General features: G+C 69.7%; 17 protein-coding genes and 2 tRNA genes. 5 read left to right on the top strand and 14 right to left on the bottom strand.

Annotated features, from left to right (window positions below):
* Positions 1-38 precede the first annotated feature (38 nt).
* The 3 genes from ACFYMC_RS10705 to ACFYMC_RS10695 all read right to left on the bottom strand — a co-directional run bounded on the left by ACFYMC_RS10705 (position 39) and on the right by ACFYMC_RS10695 (position 2898).
* Entirely contained in the window at positions 39-791 is a 753-nt protein-coding gene (locus ACFYMC_RS10705; protein ID WP_388521964.1) for a response regulator transcription factor, read from the bottom strand.
* A 104-nt stretch (positions 792-895) separates the two neighbouring features.
* The gene (locus tag ACFYMC_RS10700; RefSeq protein WP_388522291.1) at positions 896-1792 is read right to left on the bottom strand and encodes an amidohydrolase family protein; all 897 of its coding nucleotides are present in this window, start codon (positions 1790-1792) and stop codon (positions 896-898) included.
* Between the two features lie 230 nt (positions 1793-2022).
* Positions 2023-2898, bottom strand: coding sequence for a DUF2797 domain-containing protein (locus ACFYMC_RS10695; protein WP_388521962.1), 876 nt, complete (start codon positions 2896-2898; stop codon positions 2023-2025).
* A 341-nt stretch (positions 2899-3239) separates the two neighbouring features.
* Between ACFYMC_RS10695 and ACFYMC_RS10690 the strand changes: the two genes are divergently transcribed.
* Positions 3240-4052 (top strand): nuclease-related domain-containing protein, encoded by an 813-nt coding sequence (locus tag ACFYMC_RS10690; protein WP_388521959.1) that lies wholly within the window; start codon positions 3240-3242, stop codon positions 4050-4052.
* A gap of 225 nt (positions 4053-4277) precedes the next feature.
* On the opposite strand, the gene ACFYMC_RS10685 is transcribed toward ACFYMC_RS10690, so the two are convergent.
* Together ACFYMC_RS10685 and ACFYMC_RS10680 are read right to left on the bottom strand one after the other, a co-directional pair.
* Positions 4278-4350: transfer RNA gene (locus ACFYMC_RS10685), tRNA-Arg, on the bottom strand.
* Positions 4351-4540: 190 nt separating this feature from the next.
* Positions 4541-4631, bottom strand: a tRNA-Ser gene (locus ACFYMC_RS10680).
* 234 nt (positions 4632-4865) lie between these two features.
* Between ACFYMC_RS10680 and ACFYMC_RS10675 the strand changes: the two genes are divergently transcribed.
* The 4 genes from ACFYMC_RS10675 (at position 4866) to ACFYMC_RS10660 (ending at position 9922) form a co-directional block, all read left to right on the top strand.
* On the top strand, positions 4866-5303 hold the full coding sequence (locus ACFYMC_RS10675; RefSeq protein WP_388521956.1) for an SSI family serine proteinase inhibitor: 438 nt from the start codon (positions 4866-4868) through the stop codon (positions 5301-5303).
* Positions 5304-5427: 124 nt separating this feature from the next.
* A complete protein-coding gene (locus ACFYMC_RS10670) occupies positions 5428-9018 on the top strand; it encodes a PAS domain-containing protein (RefSeq protein WP_388521954.1) in 3591 nt (1196 codons plus the stop codon).
* 5 nt (positions 9019-9023) lie between these two features.
* Complete coding sequence (locus tag ACFYMC_RS10665) at positions 9024-9596, top strand: antibiotic biosynthesis monooxygenase (protein ID WP_388522289.1); 573 nt, start codon at positions 9024-9026, stop codon at positions 9594-9596.
* A 131-nt stretch (positions 9597-9727) separates the two neighbouring features.
* Positions 9728-9922, top strand: coding sequence for a helix-turn-helix domain-containing protein (locus ACFYMC_RS10660; RefSeq protein ID WP_388521951.1), 195 nt, complete (start codon positions 9728-9730; stop codon positions 9920-9922).
* A gap of 379 nt (positions 9923-10301) precedes the next feature.
* Here the strand turns inward: ACFYMC_RS10660 and ACFYMC_RS10655 are convergent, their stop codons facing one another.
* The 9 genes from ACFYMC_RS10655 to ACFYMC_RS10615 form a co-directional block, all read right to left on the bottom strand.
* Positions 10302-10730: a hypothetical protein gene (locus tag ACFYMC_RS10655; RefSeq protein WP_388521948.1), complete on the bottom strand. Its 429-nt coding sequence runs from the start codon at positions 10728-10730 to the stop codon at positions 10302-10304.
* A gap of 71 nt (positions 10731-10801) precedes the next feature.
* Positions 10802-11281 carry a hypothetical protein gene (locus tag ACFYMC_RS10650; protein WP_388521946.1) on the bottom strand — a complete coding sequence of 160 codons (480 nt, stop codon included), beginning with the start codon at positions 11279-11281 and terminating at the stop codon, positions 10802-10804.
* A gap of 294 nt (positions 11282-11575) precedes the next feature.
* A complete protein-coding gene (locus ACFYMC_RS10645; protein ID WP_388521943.1) occupies positions 11576-11764 on the bottom strand; it encodes a hypothetical protein in 189 nt (62 codons plus the stop codon).
* Positions 11765-11825: 61 nt separating this feature from the next.
* On the bottom strand, positions 11826-12656 hold the full coding sequence (locus tag ACFYMC_RS10640) for a helix-turn-helix domain-containing protein (RefSeq protein WP_388521941.1): 831 nt from the start codon (positions 12654-12656) through the stop codon (positions 11826-11828).
* A complete protein-coding gene (locus ACFYMC_RS10635; protein WP_388521938.1) occupies positions 12653-13174 on the bottom strand; it encodes a DUF6879 family protein in 522 nt (173 codons plus the stop codon). Before ACFYMC_RS10635 ends, ACFYMC_RS10640 begins: the two co-directional genes overlap by 4 nt.
* Positions 13155-13364: a hypothetical protein gene (locus tag ACFYMC_RS10630; RefSeq protein ID WP_388521935.1), complete on the bottom strand. Its 210-nt coding sequence runs from the start codon at positions 13362-13364 to the stop codon at positions 13155-13157. The genes ACFYMC_RS10635 and ACFYMC_RS10630 overlap by 20 nt, the downstream gene beginning before the upstream one ends.
* A 244-nt stretch (positions 13365-13608) precedes the next feature.
* Positions 13609-15258 (bottom strand): long-chain fatty acid--CoA ligase, encoded by a 1650-nt coding sequence (locus ACFYMC_RS10625; RefSeq protein ID WP_388521932.1) that lies wholly within the window; start codon positions 15256-15258, stop codon positions 13609-13611.
* Positions 15259-15472: 214 nt separating this feature from the next.
* Positions 15473-16018 (bottom strand): SigE family RNA polymerase sigma factor, encoded by a 546-nt coding sequence (locus tag ACFYMC_RS10620; protein WP_388521930.1) that lies wholly within the window; start codon positions 16016-16018, stop codon positions 15473-15475.
* A 196-nt stretch (positions 16019-16214) separates the two neighbouring features.
* Positions 16215-17381 carry a lipid-transfer protein gene (locus ACFYMC_RS10615; protein WP_388521927.1) on the bottom strand — a complete coding sequence of 389 codons (1167 nt, stop codon included), beginning with the start codon at positions 17379-17381 and terminating at the stop codon, positions 16215-16217.
* Positions 17382-17457 lie beyond the last annotated feature (76 nt).

Below are 17457 nucleotides of genomic sequence, written 5' to 3'. Positions count from 1 at the left end.
TCGCGACCACCGCGGGCTCCGCGGCGGGGAGGAACGCACTACTCGCCCGGTTTGATCAGATAGCCGGCCCCACGTCTGGTGTGGATCATCGCGGAACGTCCGCGGTCCACCTTGCGGCGAAGATAGGAGATGTAGAGCTCCACCACGTTGGCCTGTCCGCCGAAGTCGTAGGACCACACCCGGTCGAGGATCTGTGCCTTGCTCAGCACCCGGCGCGGGTTGCGCATCAGATAGCGCAGCAGCTCGAACTCCGTGGCGGTCAGGTGGATCTCCTCACCACCCCGGGTCACCTCATGGCTGTCCTCGTCGAGCGTGAGGTCACCGACCACCAGGGTGGATCCGCCCCGAGCGGCGGCAGCCGCCCCGGAACGACGGATGAGGCCCCGCAGCCTGGCCACGACCTCCTCCAGGCTGAACGGCTTCGTCACGTAGTCGTCGCCACCCGCCGTCAGTCCGGCGATCCGGTCCTCCACCGCGTCCTTCGCGGTCAGGAACAGCACCGGAACATGCGGGTGTGTGCGCCGCAGCCGCCCCAGGACGCTCAGCCCGTCCATGTCGGGAAGCATCACGTCCAAGATCACTGCATCCGGCTCGAAGTCCCGGGCCGTGCGGATCGCGCTTTCGCCGTCCGCGGCACTGCGCACCTCCCAGCCCTCATAGCGCAGTGCCATGGAAAGCAGCTCGGACAGCGAGGCCTCGTCATCCACGACGAGGACCCTGACCGGTCCGCCGTCGGGCCGTAGGAGCTCGCCGCGGGCCCGCGTGCCGGTGGTGGTGATGAGGGTCGTCATGGCGTCGAGCCTGGCGCCGCTCGCTGAGAGCCCCCTTGCCCGTTCCTGTGAATTCGCTGAGAAACCACAGTGGCGCCCGGCGGCAGACCCCCTCCAAGCCCCGGTCAGACCTCCGGCAGTGCGAACAGCCGGGCACCGTTGTCGTGGAGGACCGCCCGGAGCCAGTCGTCCCCGAGCCCCAGTCCTTCGAGCGCGGCGACCTGGTGCTCGTAGGGGTACGGGATGTTCGGGAAGTCACTCCCCAGCAGAACGCGGTCCCCCAGCGCCGCCAGCCGCGACCGTTGCGCCACCGGGAACGCGCTCAAGCGCTCCGCGAACTCCGTGAACACCATGGTGGTGTCCAACCTGACCTGCGGATACCGCTCCGCGAGGTCCATGAAATCGGCGTACTCCGGCATCCCCATGTGCGCCACCACCAGCGCCAACCGCGGATGCCGGGCGAGCAGCCGCCCTACGGGCTCTGGGCCCGTGTACTTGCCGGGCACCGGACCCGAACCGCAGTGGATCACCACCGGAACACCGGCTTCGGCCAGCAGCCCCCACACGGCCTCCAGCCGCTCGTCGTTCGGGTCGTACCCACCGACCTGCAGGTGTGCCTTGAAGACCCGCGCACCTGCCTCCACCGCCTCACGCACGTACCGCGTCACGCCCCGCTCCGGATAGAACGTCGCCGTACGCAGGCAGCCAGGGGTCCGGGCCGCGAAATCCGCCGCCCAGGCGTTCAGCCACGCCGCCATCTCCGGCTTGTGCGGATAGATCATCGAAGTGAAGGCACGGACCCCGAAGCCCCGCAACAGCTCCACCCGGTGCCGCTCCTCGTGGCGGTAGGTGATGGGCCACTCCACGCCGGTCAGCGGGCCGACCGCGTCGAAGTAGTCCCACACCTTCGCCATCACCCGCTCGGGCATGAAGTGAGTGTGCACGTCAACCAGCCCGGGCAGCCCGAGGCGCTGCCACCGCGACCGCACGCCGTCCACGGCGCCGCCACCGGACGGGATCATGACCGCCACCGGCCGCGCCCCGATCCGGTCCGGGCTGTCTGCGAGGACGGGCACGCGACGCCGTACCGCCCCCATGCCCCGCTGCTGCTGCCGGAGGCCCCGGAGACCTGCACGGCCCCGCCCGGCGTCGTCGTGTTCATGACCCCACCCTCAACCGGCCGCGGGTCCGATGTCCACACCCCCCGGACCCGAACCCGCCCACCACTGCTCCCAGACAGCCGGGCCACGGCTCAGAACAAACCCCCCTGCCGCCCCTGCGACTGCTCGATCCCCTTCACAGGCACGGCCCCGCCGGGCTCCCCGGCACCCGCGGCCACCAACACCCAGCCCGCCAACAGCCGGACGTCCACCACCAGACCGTCCGCAAGATGCAGATCCGGCCCGGCCGCAGCCGCCAGGCTGCCCACCACCACCGTCCCCGGCAACAGGTGGGTCACCACGCGGGCCGGCCGGGGCACCCGCCGGAGCCCGAACACCACTGACTGGTCGAGCACTTCACACGGCAGCGGCTCCAAAGACTCCGGCCAGGAACCCAACTCCCTCGCCGAACGGTACAACCGCGCCACCTCCGCGGCCCTTTCAGCCAGCGGCGGCAAACTCCCGCGCAGGGCGCGCTTGCGCGCGTACGAGATGCGATCCGGCACCGACAGCGCGGCGCGCACCACCTCCTCAGTGCGCCGGGCAGCCATCAACGGACCACGCCCCAACCAGGTGAAGGCGACCGCACCTTGCTCCAACAGCCGAGCCACCCCGCGCTCCTCAGCGGTGATCCCCACCTTGACCACACCCGGACCGAACCAGGCGAGGTAGACCCGGTAAGGCCGCGGATCATCCAGGCGGGTATCCGCGGCCACCGAGAAGGACCGGTCGAGCCGGTTGCACTCGGGGCACTGTGCGTTCCCGGAACGCGGCTCCACCAACTCGGCCCGCGGGCAAGGGGTACGCCGTCCGGCGCGGCGCACCCCGAGGCAGCGCCGGTCACCTCTGGCCGCGAAGCCGAGCTCCTGCCCGTAGCGCAGCGAACTCCACCGCTCCCCCACCTCTTCGCTGAACCACCCGAGCCGGGCGCCGCCCGTCGACCAGCGCAGTCCGGTACACCGCCACATCCGCTTCCCCACTCCTGCGCCACCCACCGCCCGCGCTGCCGTCCCGCTCCAAAGGGACACGCCCCGCCAGGCCGACGAGGAAGGCGCGTACAGCACCACCCGACCACCTCGGAGACCACGACGAACACCAGGAGCAAAACCCGGGGCTCAAGCGGTTCACCGGACCGCCCTGGCCCGAACTGACCTGCGTCGACTCCTCCTGGCCGAACTCCTCGCCCGCACCACGGCACTCAAGGAGAACGATCCCAGACCACCAGGGGGTGGGAGGCCGTCTTGTGGCGGAGCGCTCCGGCTGTTGCCATGTCTGGCGGAACGACGGACATATGCCGGAAGGACGTGGCGTGGAGGAAGTGCGGGTGACCGCCTGGCGGAAGTACGGCCATCACCGGCTGTACCTGAACCTGGCCAACGGCGACCTGGTGGCCTGGGTCGACCAACGCAGCGGCCACCTGGAGGTACTGCGGGAGGACTTACGCCCCGCCGTCCTCGAAGCGCTGGCCCGCTACCGCCCCGATGGCAGCCCGCCGCCCCTGCCGCCACTCACCGAAGGTGACGATCTCGCGCAGCAGGCCCCCGGAGCGGCCCTGCGCGCGAAACTCACCGGCCAGAGCTGGGCGGACCGGCTGACCCACTGGCTCCTGCGGCGCCCCTCCGAATGGGACCCCTGGCGCAAGGGGCTCGCCGGCGAGCGCGCGGTGGGACGGGAACTGCGCAGGTTCACCGCCCAGGGCTGGCAGGTCCTGCACTCCATACCGCTGCCGCCGCGCTACGACATCGACCACCTGCTCATCGGACCGGGCGGCGTCTTCACGATCAACACCAAGTACGTGCGCGGCAGTTCCGTCTGGGTCGGTGACGAAGCCGCGAAGATCCGTGGCGGCGAACCACGCCCCTATCCCCGCCGCGCCCGCGCCGAGGCCACCCGCGCCGCTCGTACCCTCAGCGCGCACTGCGGCTTCCGGGTGACCGTCCAGCCCGTCCTCGTCTTCGTCGGCGCCACGAACCTCAACAAGGAACCCACCCTCCTCGACGTCCGCGTCTACCGCGAACGGGAACTCGCCGCCCTCGCCGCGGCCGACGGCGCCCTGTCCGCCGACCGGATACGCCGCATCCACGACATCGCCCGCCACCGCCAGGCCTGGCGCGAGTCCTGACCCGCTCCCCCGACCACACCCGACTCCTGGGCCCGCCTCGAATCCACCCGCACCCCTGCAGTTCACTCCTCGCCGCTCTCAAGGTCCACCCAAAGGTGGCACAGCGAATCCTTCGTCCCTCTCAGATCGTGACGACGATGAAGGTGTACGCCGAAGCCAGCGGGGAAGCTGTACGGCCCGACAACGCAAGAGGCCCGGACTCTCGTCCGGGCCTCTCACCTGCTGTGCACTCGGCAGGATTCGAACCTGCAACCTTCTGATCCGTAGTCAGATGCTCTATCCGTTAAGCTACGAGTGCTTGTGCTTTCCGGGCTTTTCGGCCCCGTCGGCGTTGCGAGAACAACATTACATGACCTGCGCCGGGACGCGAAATCCGTTGCCTGCACCCGCTCTGAGCTGGGCAAACACCCCCGCGGGGCAGTGCGCCAGAGGGTCCTGGAAACACTGAAGCCCCGGTCCAGTGGACCGGGGCTTCAGTGATCACTAAGCGGAGGCGGAGGGATTTGAACCCTCGATGGGCTTTAAAACCCAAACCGCATTAGCAGTGCGGCGCCATAGACCGGACTAGGCGACGCCTCCAGCACACCCTCGCGTACGGGGGTGCGTGCAGATGATGACACAGGGCGGTGGCCCCTCACCAATTGCACCCCCACGGTACTAGGCGCAGGGCGGCCAGGGCAAAGCCTTGGGGGCGCGATGGCGGGCAGGTGCCCTCGGGCGGGGGATCGGGCGCATCCCCGGCGGGGCCGTCGGCGTTGAGCGTGCATACGAAGGATCGGCACGAAGAATCGGCACGGAAAGGCCGGAGCCCCCATGCTGCACCGGATCGCACTCGCTGCTCTCGTCTCCGCGGTGGTGTTGCCCGCGCCGATGGCCCACGCCGTCGGCCCGCTGCCACCACTGCCGCTCGGGCTGCTCGCGCCCGACCATCTCAAGGTGACCGTGGACAAGACCGGCAACCCGTACGCCAACGGCACCTACGAGCTGGAGTGCGGGCCTGCCGGTGGGACGCACCCGGAGGCCGAGCGGGCCTGTGAACACCTGCGGGACCTGTCGCGGGCGCGCATCGACCCCTTCGCGCCCACCGGGCGCCGGCAGATGTGCACCCGCCAGTACGGCGGCCCCGCCACGGCGCACGTCACCGGGACCTGGCACGGTCGACGCATCGATGCGCACTTCAGCCGGCGCAACGGTTGCGAGATCGAACGCTGGGACAGGATGGAACCGGTGCTTCCAAGTGCACGCTCTTGACCTGGAACTCCCCTGCACAGGTCCGTTTCCTCCTTACTTCTCCCCCGGATCCGCCGTCCTGTGCCGAGCCGCAGCCCGTAGACTCCTCCCGTGACATGCCGGTAGTCAGGGAGGAAGCGTCCACGTGAGCAGCAGGCCATCCCGAGGCGCTGCTCGCCTCGCAGCGATACTCGACGCACTTCCCGACGCGCTGCTGCTCGTCAATGCGAACGGCACGGTGGTGAACGCCAACTCGATCGCGTTGGATGCTTTCGAGTCGCCCGGTACCGGGCTGGTGGGGCGAGGGCTGCTGGATCTTCTGCCCGAGTTCGACTCGAAGCTGATCCCCGGCTCGATGCGCCGGCCCGGCGACCAGGCGCACGGGCGGACCAAGCCGACCCGGATGACCGCCCGCCGGACCGACGGCTCGGAGTTCCCGGTTGAGGTCACCAGCGCCAACCTGGACGGCCGGGACGCCTACTCTGACCCCCAGCCGTACACCGGGGACGAGCTGTTGATGCTCGTCGTAAGGGACCTTTCGGGCACGGTGGACACCGAGGCGGAACTGGCCCGTTCGCAGCGGCAGACCGAGATGATCCTGCGGGCGGCAGCCGAGGGCGTGATCGGGACCGACACCGAGGGCCGGGTGGTCCTCGTCAATCCCGCAGCCGCCCAGATCCTGGGGTACCGAGCGACCGACCTCGGCAACCGCGAACTACACGGCCTGGTCCAGCATTCACGGGCCGACGGTTCTCCCTTCCCGTACGCGGAGTCCGCGCTCGCCGACACCCTGCGCTCCGGGCGCAAGCACCGGGTTCGTGGGCAGGTGCTGTGGAACAAGGCCGGTCAGCCGGTGGCGGTGGATCTGACGACTTCTCCCGTGCGCGACGGGGAGCAGTTGGTCGGGGCGGTCATGACCTTCACGGACCGGCGCCGCTACGACGCGCTGGCGGCGCGGCACGCGCAGCTGCTGGCCGTGCTCGGCGACTCCCTGCGCGGGCCGTTGGAGGAGTTGCGGGGCGAGCTGGCGACGCTGGCTGCCGACGACGCCGGGCAGTTGTGGCCCGAGGCCAACCAGCTGCTGCACCATCTCGCGGCCGGGTACTCGCGGATGAGCACCCTGGTCGACAACGTCTTGAACTTCCAGCTGCTGGACTCCGGGGCGGAGAAGCTCGACAAGTCCAAGACGCTGTTGGACGCGGTCGTGACCGCCGGCGTCGAGGGTGCCGTAGAGCTGATCGGTCCGGGTCGGGCCCAGTTCGCGGTGCATGCGCCGACCATCGAGGCGGAGGTCGACGGCGACCGGCTGGCGACGGCCCTCGCGCATCTGATCGCTGACGTCGCCGGCGTCGACTCCACCGGCAACGCGCCGGTGTCGGTCGGTGGCGGCGGTTATATGGACTCGACGATCGTGGTGGCTGCCGCGCAGCGCGGGGACGTGGTGCGCATCGAGGTGCGTGGCCCTTACGAGGGTGGCAACCCGGTGCACGGGCCGATCGTGCGCGGCATCGTCGCGGCGCACGCCGGGGTACTCCAGACCCATTCGGTGCCCGGGATGAGTGGGCACGCCTTCGTGCTGGAACTGCCCCTGGGTTCGGGCGCCGGGATGGTGGAGCCGAAGGACGGCGGAGCGCAGGAGAAGAAGAAGGACACCGAGCAGCCGGCCGTCCCGGGTGCGGCGAAGGCCTCCGGCGCTCCCGTCGCGCCCGGCAACGGGCGACGGGGGCGGCGTGGCGTGGATGCGTTCCTCGACGACGCGGAGGAGGGCGCTCCGGCTGCGGAGGCGCCCTCGGGGCGGCGTCGGGCCCGTCGGGCGGACGGCGCCAGCGAGGCGCTGGCGCTGCCGGCAGCCGGTGCGAGCACGGTGACCGGGCGGGCCTCGCTGGGCCCGGCACCGGCGTCGGGCCTCTCGCCGGCCGTCGGTATGGTGCCGGCGCTCCCCCAAGCTCCCGTGCAACCCCAAGCTCCCGTGCAACCCCAGGTCGCCGGCCTGCCCGAGGGGCTGAGCCCGGCAGCGGCCGTCGCGCCGGCGCCCGCCGGCGCGCGCCCGGTGCAGGCGCCGCACGCACTGGAGACGGCCCAGCCCGCCGGGACCGGGCGGCGCCGGGGTCCGGACGGAGCCGAGCCGGGGACCGCGGAACCCGCACCGGCGCCAGGGGCACCGGGCGCTGGCGCAGCGGGCGAGGCGGCGCAGCAGCAGCAGCAGCCCGGGCTCGGTGAGACCGTGCCCCCGCAGGGTGCGCCCGTCGGCACCGGTCGTCGCCGTGCGCTGGCCACCCAGAGCTCCTCCACGCCCGGCCCCGCCGGTCCCGATGCGGCTGCCCCGGAGCAGCCGGCCGTCCCGCTGGTCGAAGCCGAGCCGGGCGGGCGCCGGGCCCGCAGGCCGTTGGGCAGTCCCGCCGAGCCCGCCGCGGCGCAACCGGAGGCGGCGCAGGCTCCGGTCGGGCCGTTCGCGCTGCCGCCCGCTGCTGCTGACCGGGCGGCCCCGGCCGCCGGTGTCGTACCCGCGGCCCCGGTCGAGGCACACGCTGCCCTGACACAGGACCCGATGGCCGATCACACGCCGCCGCAGCCGCATCCGCTTCCGCAGCCCACGGGCCGGCGTCGCGCTCTGCCGGCCACGCCGGCCTGGCCGGTGCCCGCTGCGCGGACCGCGCCGGAGTCGACACCCGGAGCAGCCGGGCAGGTTGCCGTGCCCTCGGCGCGGCAACCGGAGGCGGCGGTCGGCTCGGAGGGGGCCGCGCAGATAAGCGTGCGCACCCTCGGTCAAGGAGTCCCCTTCGGCCAGCAGGTGGCGGAGAAGACGGTGACTGCGGCGGAGCCGGCCGCTTCCGGGTCGGGGCGGCGAAGGCGTCTGACCGAACGCGCCGAGGAGGAGCAGCCGGTGGGCCGGGCCTTCGCGATAGGAGCCCCGGACCAGGCGACCGGTGAAGGTCCGGAACCGCTCGACGGGCCCGGTGGCGCCGTCGAGGTCTCGGCCGCGCCCGCGCCGCAGCCAGTGGACGACGAGCTCCCACCGGAGCCCTTGGACAACCCACGGCGGCTGTTGGTGTGGCCCGCTCCCGACGGCGCGACCGAGCAGGCGCTGAGCGACCGCGGGTACCGGCCTGTGATCGTGCGTTCCCGGGAGGAGGTGGACGCGCAGATCGCCGCGTACCCGGCGGCGTTGTTCGTGGACCCGCTGACCGGGCCCATCACCCGTACCGCCTTGCAGTCGCTGCGGCAGGCGGCGGTGGCGGCCGAGGTACCGGTGCTGGTGACCGCGGGGCTCGGGCAGGCGACCAGGGAGGCCGCGTACGGCGCCGATCCGGCGGTGCTGCTGAAGGCCTTGGCGCCGCGCGACAGTGAGCAGCATCCGCCTCGGGTGCTGGTCATCGAGGAGAGCGAGGAGATCGCGCAGGCCTTGACGGCGACGTTGGAGCGGCGCGGCATGCAGGTGGCGTGCGCCGGTGCGGATACGGACGCGGTGGAGCTCGCCACCGAGATCCGACCGAACCTGGTGGTGATGGACCTGATGCAGGTGCGTCGTCGTCGGGCCGGGATCGTGGACTGGCTGCATGCGAACGGGCAGCTGAGCCGCACCCCGCTCGTCGTCTACACGTCCGCCGCCATCGACCGTACGGACCTGACGCGGCTCGGTTCGGGTGAGAACGTGCTGTTCCTGGCCGAGCGGTCCACGAGTGCGGAGGTGCAGGGCCGGATCGTCGATCTGTTGGCGAAGATCGGGACGAATTGACCACGGTGGCGGGAGGTCGCGGCGAGACCGTGCCCGCCGACAACGGCGAGGTCACCTTGTTGATCGCGCGCCGGGTGGAGCCGGGTTTCGATGCCTCCTTCGAGACCTGGGCCGCGGGCATCCTGGAGGCGGCCTCGGCCTTTCCGGGGCATCTGGGGTACGGGTTCTTCCGCCCGGTGGCCGAGGGAGCGCCATGGTTCCTGGTGCACCGCTTCCGGGACGAGGAGTCCTTGCGGCGCTGGCAGGAATCGCCGGAGCGGGCCGCCTGGTTCGCGAACTGCGCGGGCCATCACCACAGTGAGATAGCGCGGCGGGAACTCACCGGGATGGAGACCTGGTTCGCGAAGCCGGGCTCTTCTCGGCCCGCACCGCCACGCTGGAAGATGGCGGTCAGTTCCGGGTTGGCGATCTTCCCGATCTCCCTGCTGGGCAATGGGCTGCTCGGGCCGCTTCTGGCGGATCTACCGTTGGTGGTACGGACCGCCGCGACTGCGGCCCTCTTCTCCGTCCTGATGACCTATGTGGCGATGCCGCAGGTCAGCCGGCTGCTCAGGCGCTGGCTGACCCGGGGCAGCTGACAGCCCCTGGCTGTCGCCAGGGGCTCGGCCGTGCTCAGTCGAGCTTGGTCACTTCCAGCTCACCCAGCCGGTGCTGCTCACGGATCTTCTTCTTCACGATGATGGTTGCCTTCGCAGAGCTGGAACGGGACATGATCGTGGAGCGCACCCGCGCCGGTCTGGACGCGGCCAAGGCTCAGGGCCGTACCGGTGGCAGGCCGAGGGCCATGACCGCCGACATGATCGCTGCGGCCAAGGCCCGCCGCGCGGATGGTGAGTCCTACGGTGCGATCGCCAAGGCCCTCGGCATCGGGCAGGCCACCGTTTACCGCCACCTCTCCGAGTAGGCGCAGCAGCTCCCCGACCACGCCCCCGCGCCCCTTGGGCCGGGGGCTTCGCCTTGCCCCCCTCAGCCTCAGGAACCCCCTCCCATATGAAAGTGCGGAAAGCAGCAGTCTGACGGGGTCGGGTGAAATGAGTCCGCGCAGCGCCCGCGCGGACTGGACACGTTCTCGGGTGGCAGGATTTCGCGGCACCCACAGCCCGCAACGTGCGGGTATCGAGAGCCCACAGAACGCTCCACACCCGGTGGACAACGGCAAACCGCTCTCAGGGTCGGGGATGGCATGAAGGAGCCCCATCCTGGAGGTGGGGCCAGGGGGGCTGTGGGCCCGTGGGGAGGGTGCCGGGCCCGCCCGCCGTTGGAGGGGTTCAGCGGGGGGCGTGTCAGGCTTGGTAGAGGGTGGGCCGTTCGGCTACCTGGTCCGGGGTGAGCCCTTCCACGGTCAGGTTCCCCGTCCATAGCTGGTCACGGTTGGCGTACGTCGCATCGAACCGGACCCGCTTCCCGCCTGGCTCCAACTTCCACCCCTGCTCTTGGAACTGCGCGATACGGTCGCTCCCGCACACGAAGGCCCGGGTGGCTTGCGTGAGCACCCACTGGGCTAGCTCGGTCTCGCCTGCCGTGGGCCGTCCGCAGGTGCGGGCCATCTGCCACAGGCGCCCCCACTCCACCCCGGGAGTGAGCGGGCCGACGATGGCGACGTCTCCGAGTCTCCGCGCGCCAAGGTGGTGCGTGGCATACCCGAAGACCACGCCGAACATGGCGAATACGGTGACTCTGCTGCTCCCGGTCAGACCCTCATCAGATGGCATGGGCGGCACCTTTGCTCAGGGGAGGACCCGGGTACCTGAGACGTGCCCGGGTCCTCCTTCGTTCGAGCGGATCACGACATGATCCGTGTGTCGGGAGCGAGTTGGCGGGTCAGCAGCCGTCGCCGTCGCCGCAACAGGCCGGCTGGTTGCACTCGGCTGCGGTGCCCCACAGCCCGGACGTCGACGTCGAACCCGGCAGCCCTGACACGGTCGGCCACGGACACCATCAGTCCGCGCGTCCGCACCTTCGCGTTCGGGGCGTGGTGGACGAAGTAGCCGAACTGCTCCTGACACCAGGCGGCGTACTCCTGCGTGTGGAGCATGAACGAGTGCCATCCGGGGTCCACCCGCTCACCGGGCGCCATGTCGTACGCCTTCTGGCTGCCAAGGACGTACACGAACGCGATGGCCTGATCCATGACGCGGTCGGCCACGACCCGCTCAAGCCCGTATTCGTCCGCGCAGAACGCGGCGAGGCGCTCGAACAGCTCGACGCTGACAAGGTCCCGCCCGTGCCGTAAGGCGACGAGGCTCTCAACCATGGTCGTCATCGTGTGACTCCTCCTGTCGTTGGGCGTCTCGTTGCCCGCCCTCGCGGGGGCGGGGTCTGTGTCAGGCCGTGGTGACCCGATGAACAAGGGCGATGTCCCAGAACCCGCGAAGAAAGCGGCTGTGGCCCGCGTTCAGGCCCGTGTGCGTCATGCACTGCCTGTCGACCTCGGCTACGTCGGGGCCGGGCGTAGCAGACCAACCGCATCCCGGATGCAGGCAGCTCGCAGCCACATTGGGGACCGTTTCGGGGTCTCTGATGATCCGATGTTCGGTGTATCGGAGGACTGAGCGCGTCATCGGCGCGACCCGTCCGCGTTCACGCACCGGGTGTGCCAGTAGGCAACTTTCGGCGGGCCGTCCTTCTGGCCGAGCATTCCCCGCCGGGCGAGCTGGTTAAGGGGAATGGGCATCGTGCACGACGGGCACGTCTCGCGCTTGTTCGTGTAGGTCGCGTACTCGAACGTGTCCGTTCTGGTCGCCATCTCGCACCCCTCGCCACTCCGGGAATCGACAACCAATGGTGTCGGGGTGCGGGGCCAGGTTCTAGCCGGTTTCCTGTTCCTGCAAGAACTCGTCTCGGATGCTCTCGACCATGGATCGCATGACGTCGCCCGTTAGCGCCAGGCGCTCAAAACCTTCGAACTTCCTCAGGTATTGGTCCACGTCCCTTGGCTCGCTGGTGGTGATCTCGGCGTGCGGGATCTCGACAATCACTAGCCGGGCGTCAAACATGACGAACGAGCATGTCGGAAGTTCATGCTTCGCTCCCGACTGCGGCACTACCCCAATGGCAATGTTTGGCATTCTCGACATGGTGACGACTTTGTCTAGTTGCGCGGCCATCATTGGCGGCCGAACCAGGGCCCACCTGAGTACCGACTCAGTGATCAGGAAGTGGAAATTGCGCCGCCTGTCATACAGGACTTCCTGTCGGCGCATCCGAGCGCCGATCATCTTCTCTAGCGCATCTTCGGTCAGATCTGAATTCTGCTGAATCGCACGGACGTACTCCGGCGACTGCAGAAGCCCTGGAATGCAGGAGGGCTGGAAGACTCGCAGAAGGCTTGTCTGGCCCTCTATAGCCCGGATCTCTTCCTGATGCTTGTGCAGGCCGGTACGGCGGTAGATTCGCCACGCGGTAGCCTCCGTGGCCACCACGCGCGCAGCTTCGGTCAGCTGAGCTTTCACTTCTTCCGGTACACCCAAGGCTGAAAGGATGCGCTCTACGTCGATGACGCTTGCTGCGAGATGCCCATTCTCGATCTTACTCAGCTTACTCGGAGACATGGCAGCACTGCGGGCAACCGCCTTGGCCTCTTTCCCGCTGGCCTTTCGCAGCTCCCGCAGTGCTCTGCCGAGGTCTGTGCTGTTCACTCGTTCCCGTACCGCTCCCACCATTCAGCGAACGGCACAGCGAGACTCAGCGCCAGGTCGCGGCGGGCCATCCATTCCGCAGGATCGGAGTGGGATTCAGCTCCCAGGAACTTTCCGCCTTCTCCGTAGTTCATCGAGACCACAGAGGACTCATCGAACATCCAGAAGTCCGGAACCCCTTCCAGCGGGTTCGGTTGATCTGTGGTGTCCAGGATGAAGAACTCTTCTCCGGCCTTTGCGTTCTTGCGATAGCCCCAGCCGAGTTCGAATCGCAGATAGTCGGTCATGGGGCGTGCGAGGACGTGGACCCGATACATGCGCTTTCCGGCCTCAATATTGGCGCGCACCTCTTCGGACCACTCCTGGTTATAGTCGTCCGGCTGAGGCTCGCCGGCCAGAAATGCGCGGATCATCTCCGGGTCAGATGATCCGCTGTAGTCGTCCAAGGTCTCCAGCCGGAAGGCCTCCCGGCGGAAATCAGTGAACAGTTTCTCGAATTCAGCGGGCGAGATGCTCACGCGCGTACCTCTCCATGACCTCGGCGGGGATGCGGACCACGGACTCACCGGCGGGGATTTCGACACCCACCACGGCCCCCGCGTTCTCTACGTCGTATCCCTGCACCAACAGGTCACCGGTCTCCTCGACCCGGTACAAGGTCGCACACGTCCCCTTCTCGCACTCCCCAACCAGCCGTGTCACTGCCATGCCGTCCCCCTGCTGTGAGGTCTTCGGTTGTCCCGTTCGATGCTCCCGACCCGGTGACCGCAGGGTCAAGGGATCACAGTTGAGAGAACAGGAAACTGGCGCCGCCGATCAGCCTCGCTGGCTCGGCGCGTGGCCCCGGGGCCCGCTGCGGGCCGAGGGGGGGCAGGTACGTCAAGAGCCCCCCGGCGGGGGGCCAGGGGGCTCTCTGGGGCGCCAGCGGCGCCAGTTGGGCAGTGCGGCCAGGTCAGTTGAGCTTGGTCACGTCGAGCTGACCCAACCTGTGTGCTTCACGGATCTTCTTCTTGTCGAACTTGCCGACGCTCGTCTTGGGCACCGCGGGCACGATCGCCCAGCGCTCCGGCAGCTGCCATTTGGCGATTGACTGGCCCAGGAAGGCGCGCAGGGTGTCGTAGTCGGCCGCGGCTCCTTCCCTGAGGACGACGGTGGCCAGCGGGCGTTCGCCCCACTTCTCGTCGGGGACGGCGACGACGGCGGCTTCGGCTACTTCGGGGTGGGCCATGAGGGCGTTCTCCAGCTCGACGCTGGAGATCCATTCGCCACCCGACTTGATCACGTCCTTCGCCCGGTCGGTGAGAGTCAGGAAGCCATCGGGGCTGATCACACCGACGTCACCGGTCTTGAGCCAACCGTCCTCGCTGAACTTATCGGCGGGGCGGAGCGGTTCGGCGCCGGCGCCGCCGTAGTAGGCGGCGGCGATCCAGGGGCCGCGGACCTCCAGTTCGCCGGCCGACTCGCCGTCCCAGGGCAGACGGTCGCCACCGGGGCCGATCAGTCGGGCTTCGACGCTCGCCGGGAGGCGTCCCTGCGTGATGCGGTAGGGCCACTCCTCTTCGGCGGTGAGTCCGGCCGGGGGGTGCGCCATGGTGCCCAGCGGGGAGGTTTCCGTCATACCCCAGGCGTGGCAGAGCCGGACGCCGATCTTGTCGTAGGCCTCCATCAGGGCGGGTGGGCAGGCGGAGCCTCCGATGGTGACCTGGCGCATGGAGGAGATGTCTCGTGGGTGAGCGCTCAGTTCGGCGAGCAGGCCCTGCCAGATGGTGGGGACGGCGGCGGCGTAGGTGGGCCTCTCCCGTTCGATCATTTCGGCGAGCGGGCCGGATTGGAGGAAGCGGTCGGGCATCAGCATGTTGATGCCGGTCATGAAGACGCCGTGCGGCAGGCCCCAGGCGTTGACGTGGAACTGGGGCACCACGATCAGCGCCGTGTCGGCGTCGGTGAGCCCCATCGACTCGGCCATGTTCACCTGCATGGCGTGCAGGTAGATCGAACGGTGCGAGTACACGACGCCCTTGGGGTCCCCGGTCGTGCCGGAGGTGTAGCACATGGCGGCGGCCTGCCGCTCGTCCAGCTCCGGCCAGTCGTAGGAGGTGGGGCGCCCGGCCAGCAGTTCCTCGTAGTCGTGGACCTGCACGTCGAGTTCGGCCAGTGGGGAGCGGTCGCCGGGGCCACAGACCACCACGTGTTCGACGGTGGGCAGGTGCGGCAGGATCGGTGCGAGGAGCGGTAGCAGGGTGCCGTTGACGAGGATCACGCGGTCCTCGGCGTGGTTGACGATCCAGATCAGCTGCTCGACCGGGAGGCGCAGGTTGAGGGTGTGGAGGACCGCACCCATCGATGGGATCGCGAAGTATGCCTCGACATGTTCTGAGTTGTTCCACATGAGTGTCGCAACCCGGTCGGAGTCCTGGACCCCGAGGGCCTCGCTCAGCGCGTGCGCCAACTGGTTGGCCCTGGCACCGATCTCGGCGAAGGTACGTCGGTGCGGTTCGGAGTCGCCGGTCCAGGTGGTCACCTGGGACCGCCCGTGGATCGTCATCCCGTGGTGAAGGATCCGGGTGACGGTCAGTGGTACGTCCTGCATGGTGCTCAGCACGGCGTCCTCCCGTGGGCGCTACGCGGCAGTGGATGGAACAAGTGCTGCCGATTCTGCGCACATACCACGCGGTATGTCACTACCCGGGAGTACAAAGTGGTGGGGACGCCGATGCGCCGACACGCTCAGGACCACCACTGGTCCCGGCCGCCACGGCACACACCGGACTGCGATCGGCTCGGCGAGTGCGGCCGGACGGCGAGAGCCGGTCCCGTCAGTGCACGGCAAACAGACCGGGGTCCTCCCGGAGCTTGCCGAGCGCACGGGATACCGCGCTCTTGACCGTACCCACGGACACCCCGAGCAGTTCGGCGGTCTGCGCCTCACTGAGGTCCTCGTAGTAGCGGAGCACCACCATCGCGCGCTGCCGGTCGGGCAGCCGCATCACCGCACGCCACATGGCGTCGCGCAGCACCTGTGTCTCCGCGGGGTCCGGCAGGGGCACGCCGTCGCCCTCAGGGAGCTCCTCGCAGGCGAACTCGTCGACCTTGCGCTTGCGCCACTGGGAGGTCCGCGTGTTGAGCAGGGCGCGGCGCACGTAACCGTCGAGCGCCCGGTGGTCCTCGATGCGCTCCCAGGCGACGTACGTCTTGGTGAGCGCGGTCTGCAGCAGGTCCTCGGCGTCGCACGGGTTGGCGGTCAGGGAACGCGCGGTCCGCATCAGCGCGGGCTGACGGGCCCGGACGTAGCTGGAGAACGAGGGGTAGAAGCCGGGAAGGGTCGCGGCCCGGGAGGCGCTGGAGCAGACGGGCGTGGTCATAGGTCCACGCTAGGAGCGGGCACCCGCCCTCTGGATCGCCCGGAGGTCCTGAAGGGATGTCCGCCTCAAGTTGTAGGGGTGGGGCGAGCCCCACCTCCTGAAGGTGGAGGAGGGCCGCCCTAAGGTAGGGGTGTACCCGGGGGTGCCCGGGTAGGGCGGGAACCCCCGGGTCCGCCCGAGCGCGAGGCCGAGAGCGTCAGTCGTCCCGGCTCAGCAGAAGGCCGGAGGTGGGTACGCCGGTGCCGGCCGTCACCAGGAGCCGGCCGGCCCCTTCGACCTGGTTCACGGCATCACCGCGCAGCTGCCGCACCCCTTCGGCGATTCCGTTCATCCCGTGCAGGTAGGCCTCGCCGAGCTGCCCGCCGTGAGTGTTGAGCGGCAGGACGTCCTGGGCCACGAAGTCCGCCGCCTCCCCGGGCCCGCAGAAGCCGAACTCTTCCAACTGCATCAGCACGAAGGGCGTGAAGTGGTCGTAGAGGATCGCCACGTCGATGTCGGCGGGTCCGAGCCCGCTGGTCCGCCACAGCTGGCGGGCGACCACGGCGGTCTCCGGCAGCCCCGTCAGGTCGTCCCGGTAGAAGCTGGTCATTCCTTCCTGCCGGCGCCCGGCGCCCTGCGCCGCCGCCGTGATGACCGCCGGTGGGCGCCGCAGGTCTCGGGCTCGCTCCACGGTGGTGACCACCAGGGCCTGACCGCCGTCGGTCTCCTGGCAGCAGTCGAGCAGCCGCAGCGGCTCCACGATCCATCGGGAGGCGGCGTGGTCGGCCAGGGTGATCGGGCGACCGTGGAAGTAGGCCTCCGGGTTGGAGGCGGCGTGCCGGCGCCCGGTGACGGCCACCTGTCCGAAGGCCTCGGGGGTGAGGCCGTACACGTGGAGGTAGCGCCGGGCAGCCATGGCCACCCAGGAAGCCGGCGTGAGCAGCCCCCAGGGCAGGGACCATCCGAGGGCGGCTCCTTCGGCCGAAGGCTCACGGTGTTGGACGCCGGAGCCGAAGCGGCGCCCCGAACGCTCGTTGAAGGCGCGGTAGCAGACCACGACCTCCGCGACGCCCGACGCGACGGCCAGCGCCGCCTGCTGCACTGTGGCGCAGGCGGCTCCGCCGCCGTAGTGGACCCGGGAGAAGAAGGACAGCTCGCCGATCCCGGCAGCCTGCGCCACCGTGATCTCCGGGTTGCCGTCCATCGTGAAGGTGACCATCCCGTCCACGTCGGCTGGTGCAAGTCCGGCGTCGTCGAGTGCGGCCCGCACTGCCTCCACCGCCAACCGGAGCTCGCTGCGCCCGGAGTCCTTGGAGAACTCGGTGGCACCGATGCCGACGAGGGCGGCCCTCGACCCCAGGCGGTCCGGCCGGTGGACGCTCACAGCCCCGCCTCCGGGACGGATCCGGCGCTCGGGGCCGGCCCGTCGGCGGACGGGGCTCGTTGCACGTCGGGAAGCG

Origin of the sequence: Streptomyces sp. NPDC006879 (assembly GCF_042869595.1) — a bacterium.
Lineage (GTDB): Bacteria > Actinomycetota > Actinomycetes > Streptomycetales > Streptomycetaceae > Streptomyces.
The sequence above is the reverse complement of the archived record's forward strand: the minus strand, read 5'-3'. Positions and strand labels throughout refer to the sequence as shown.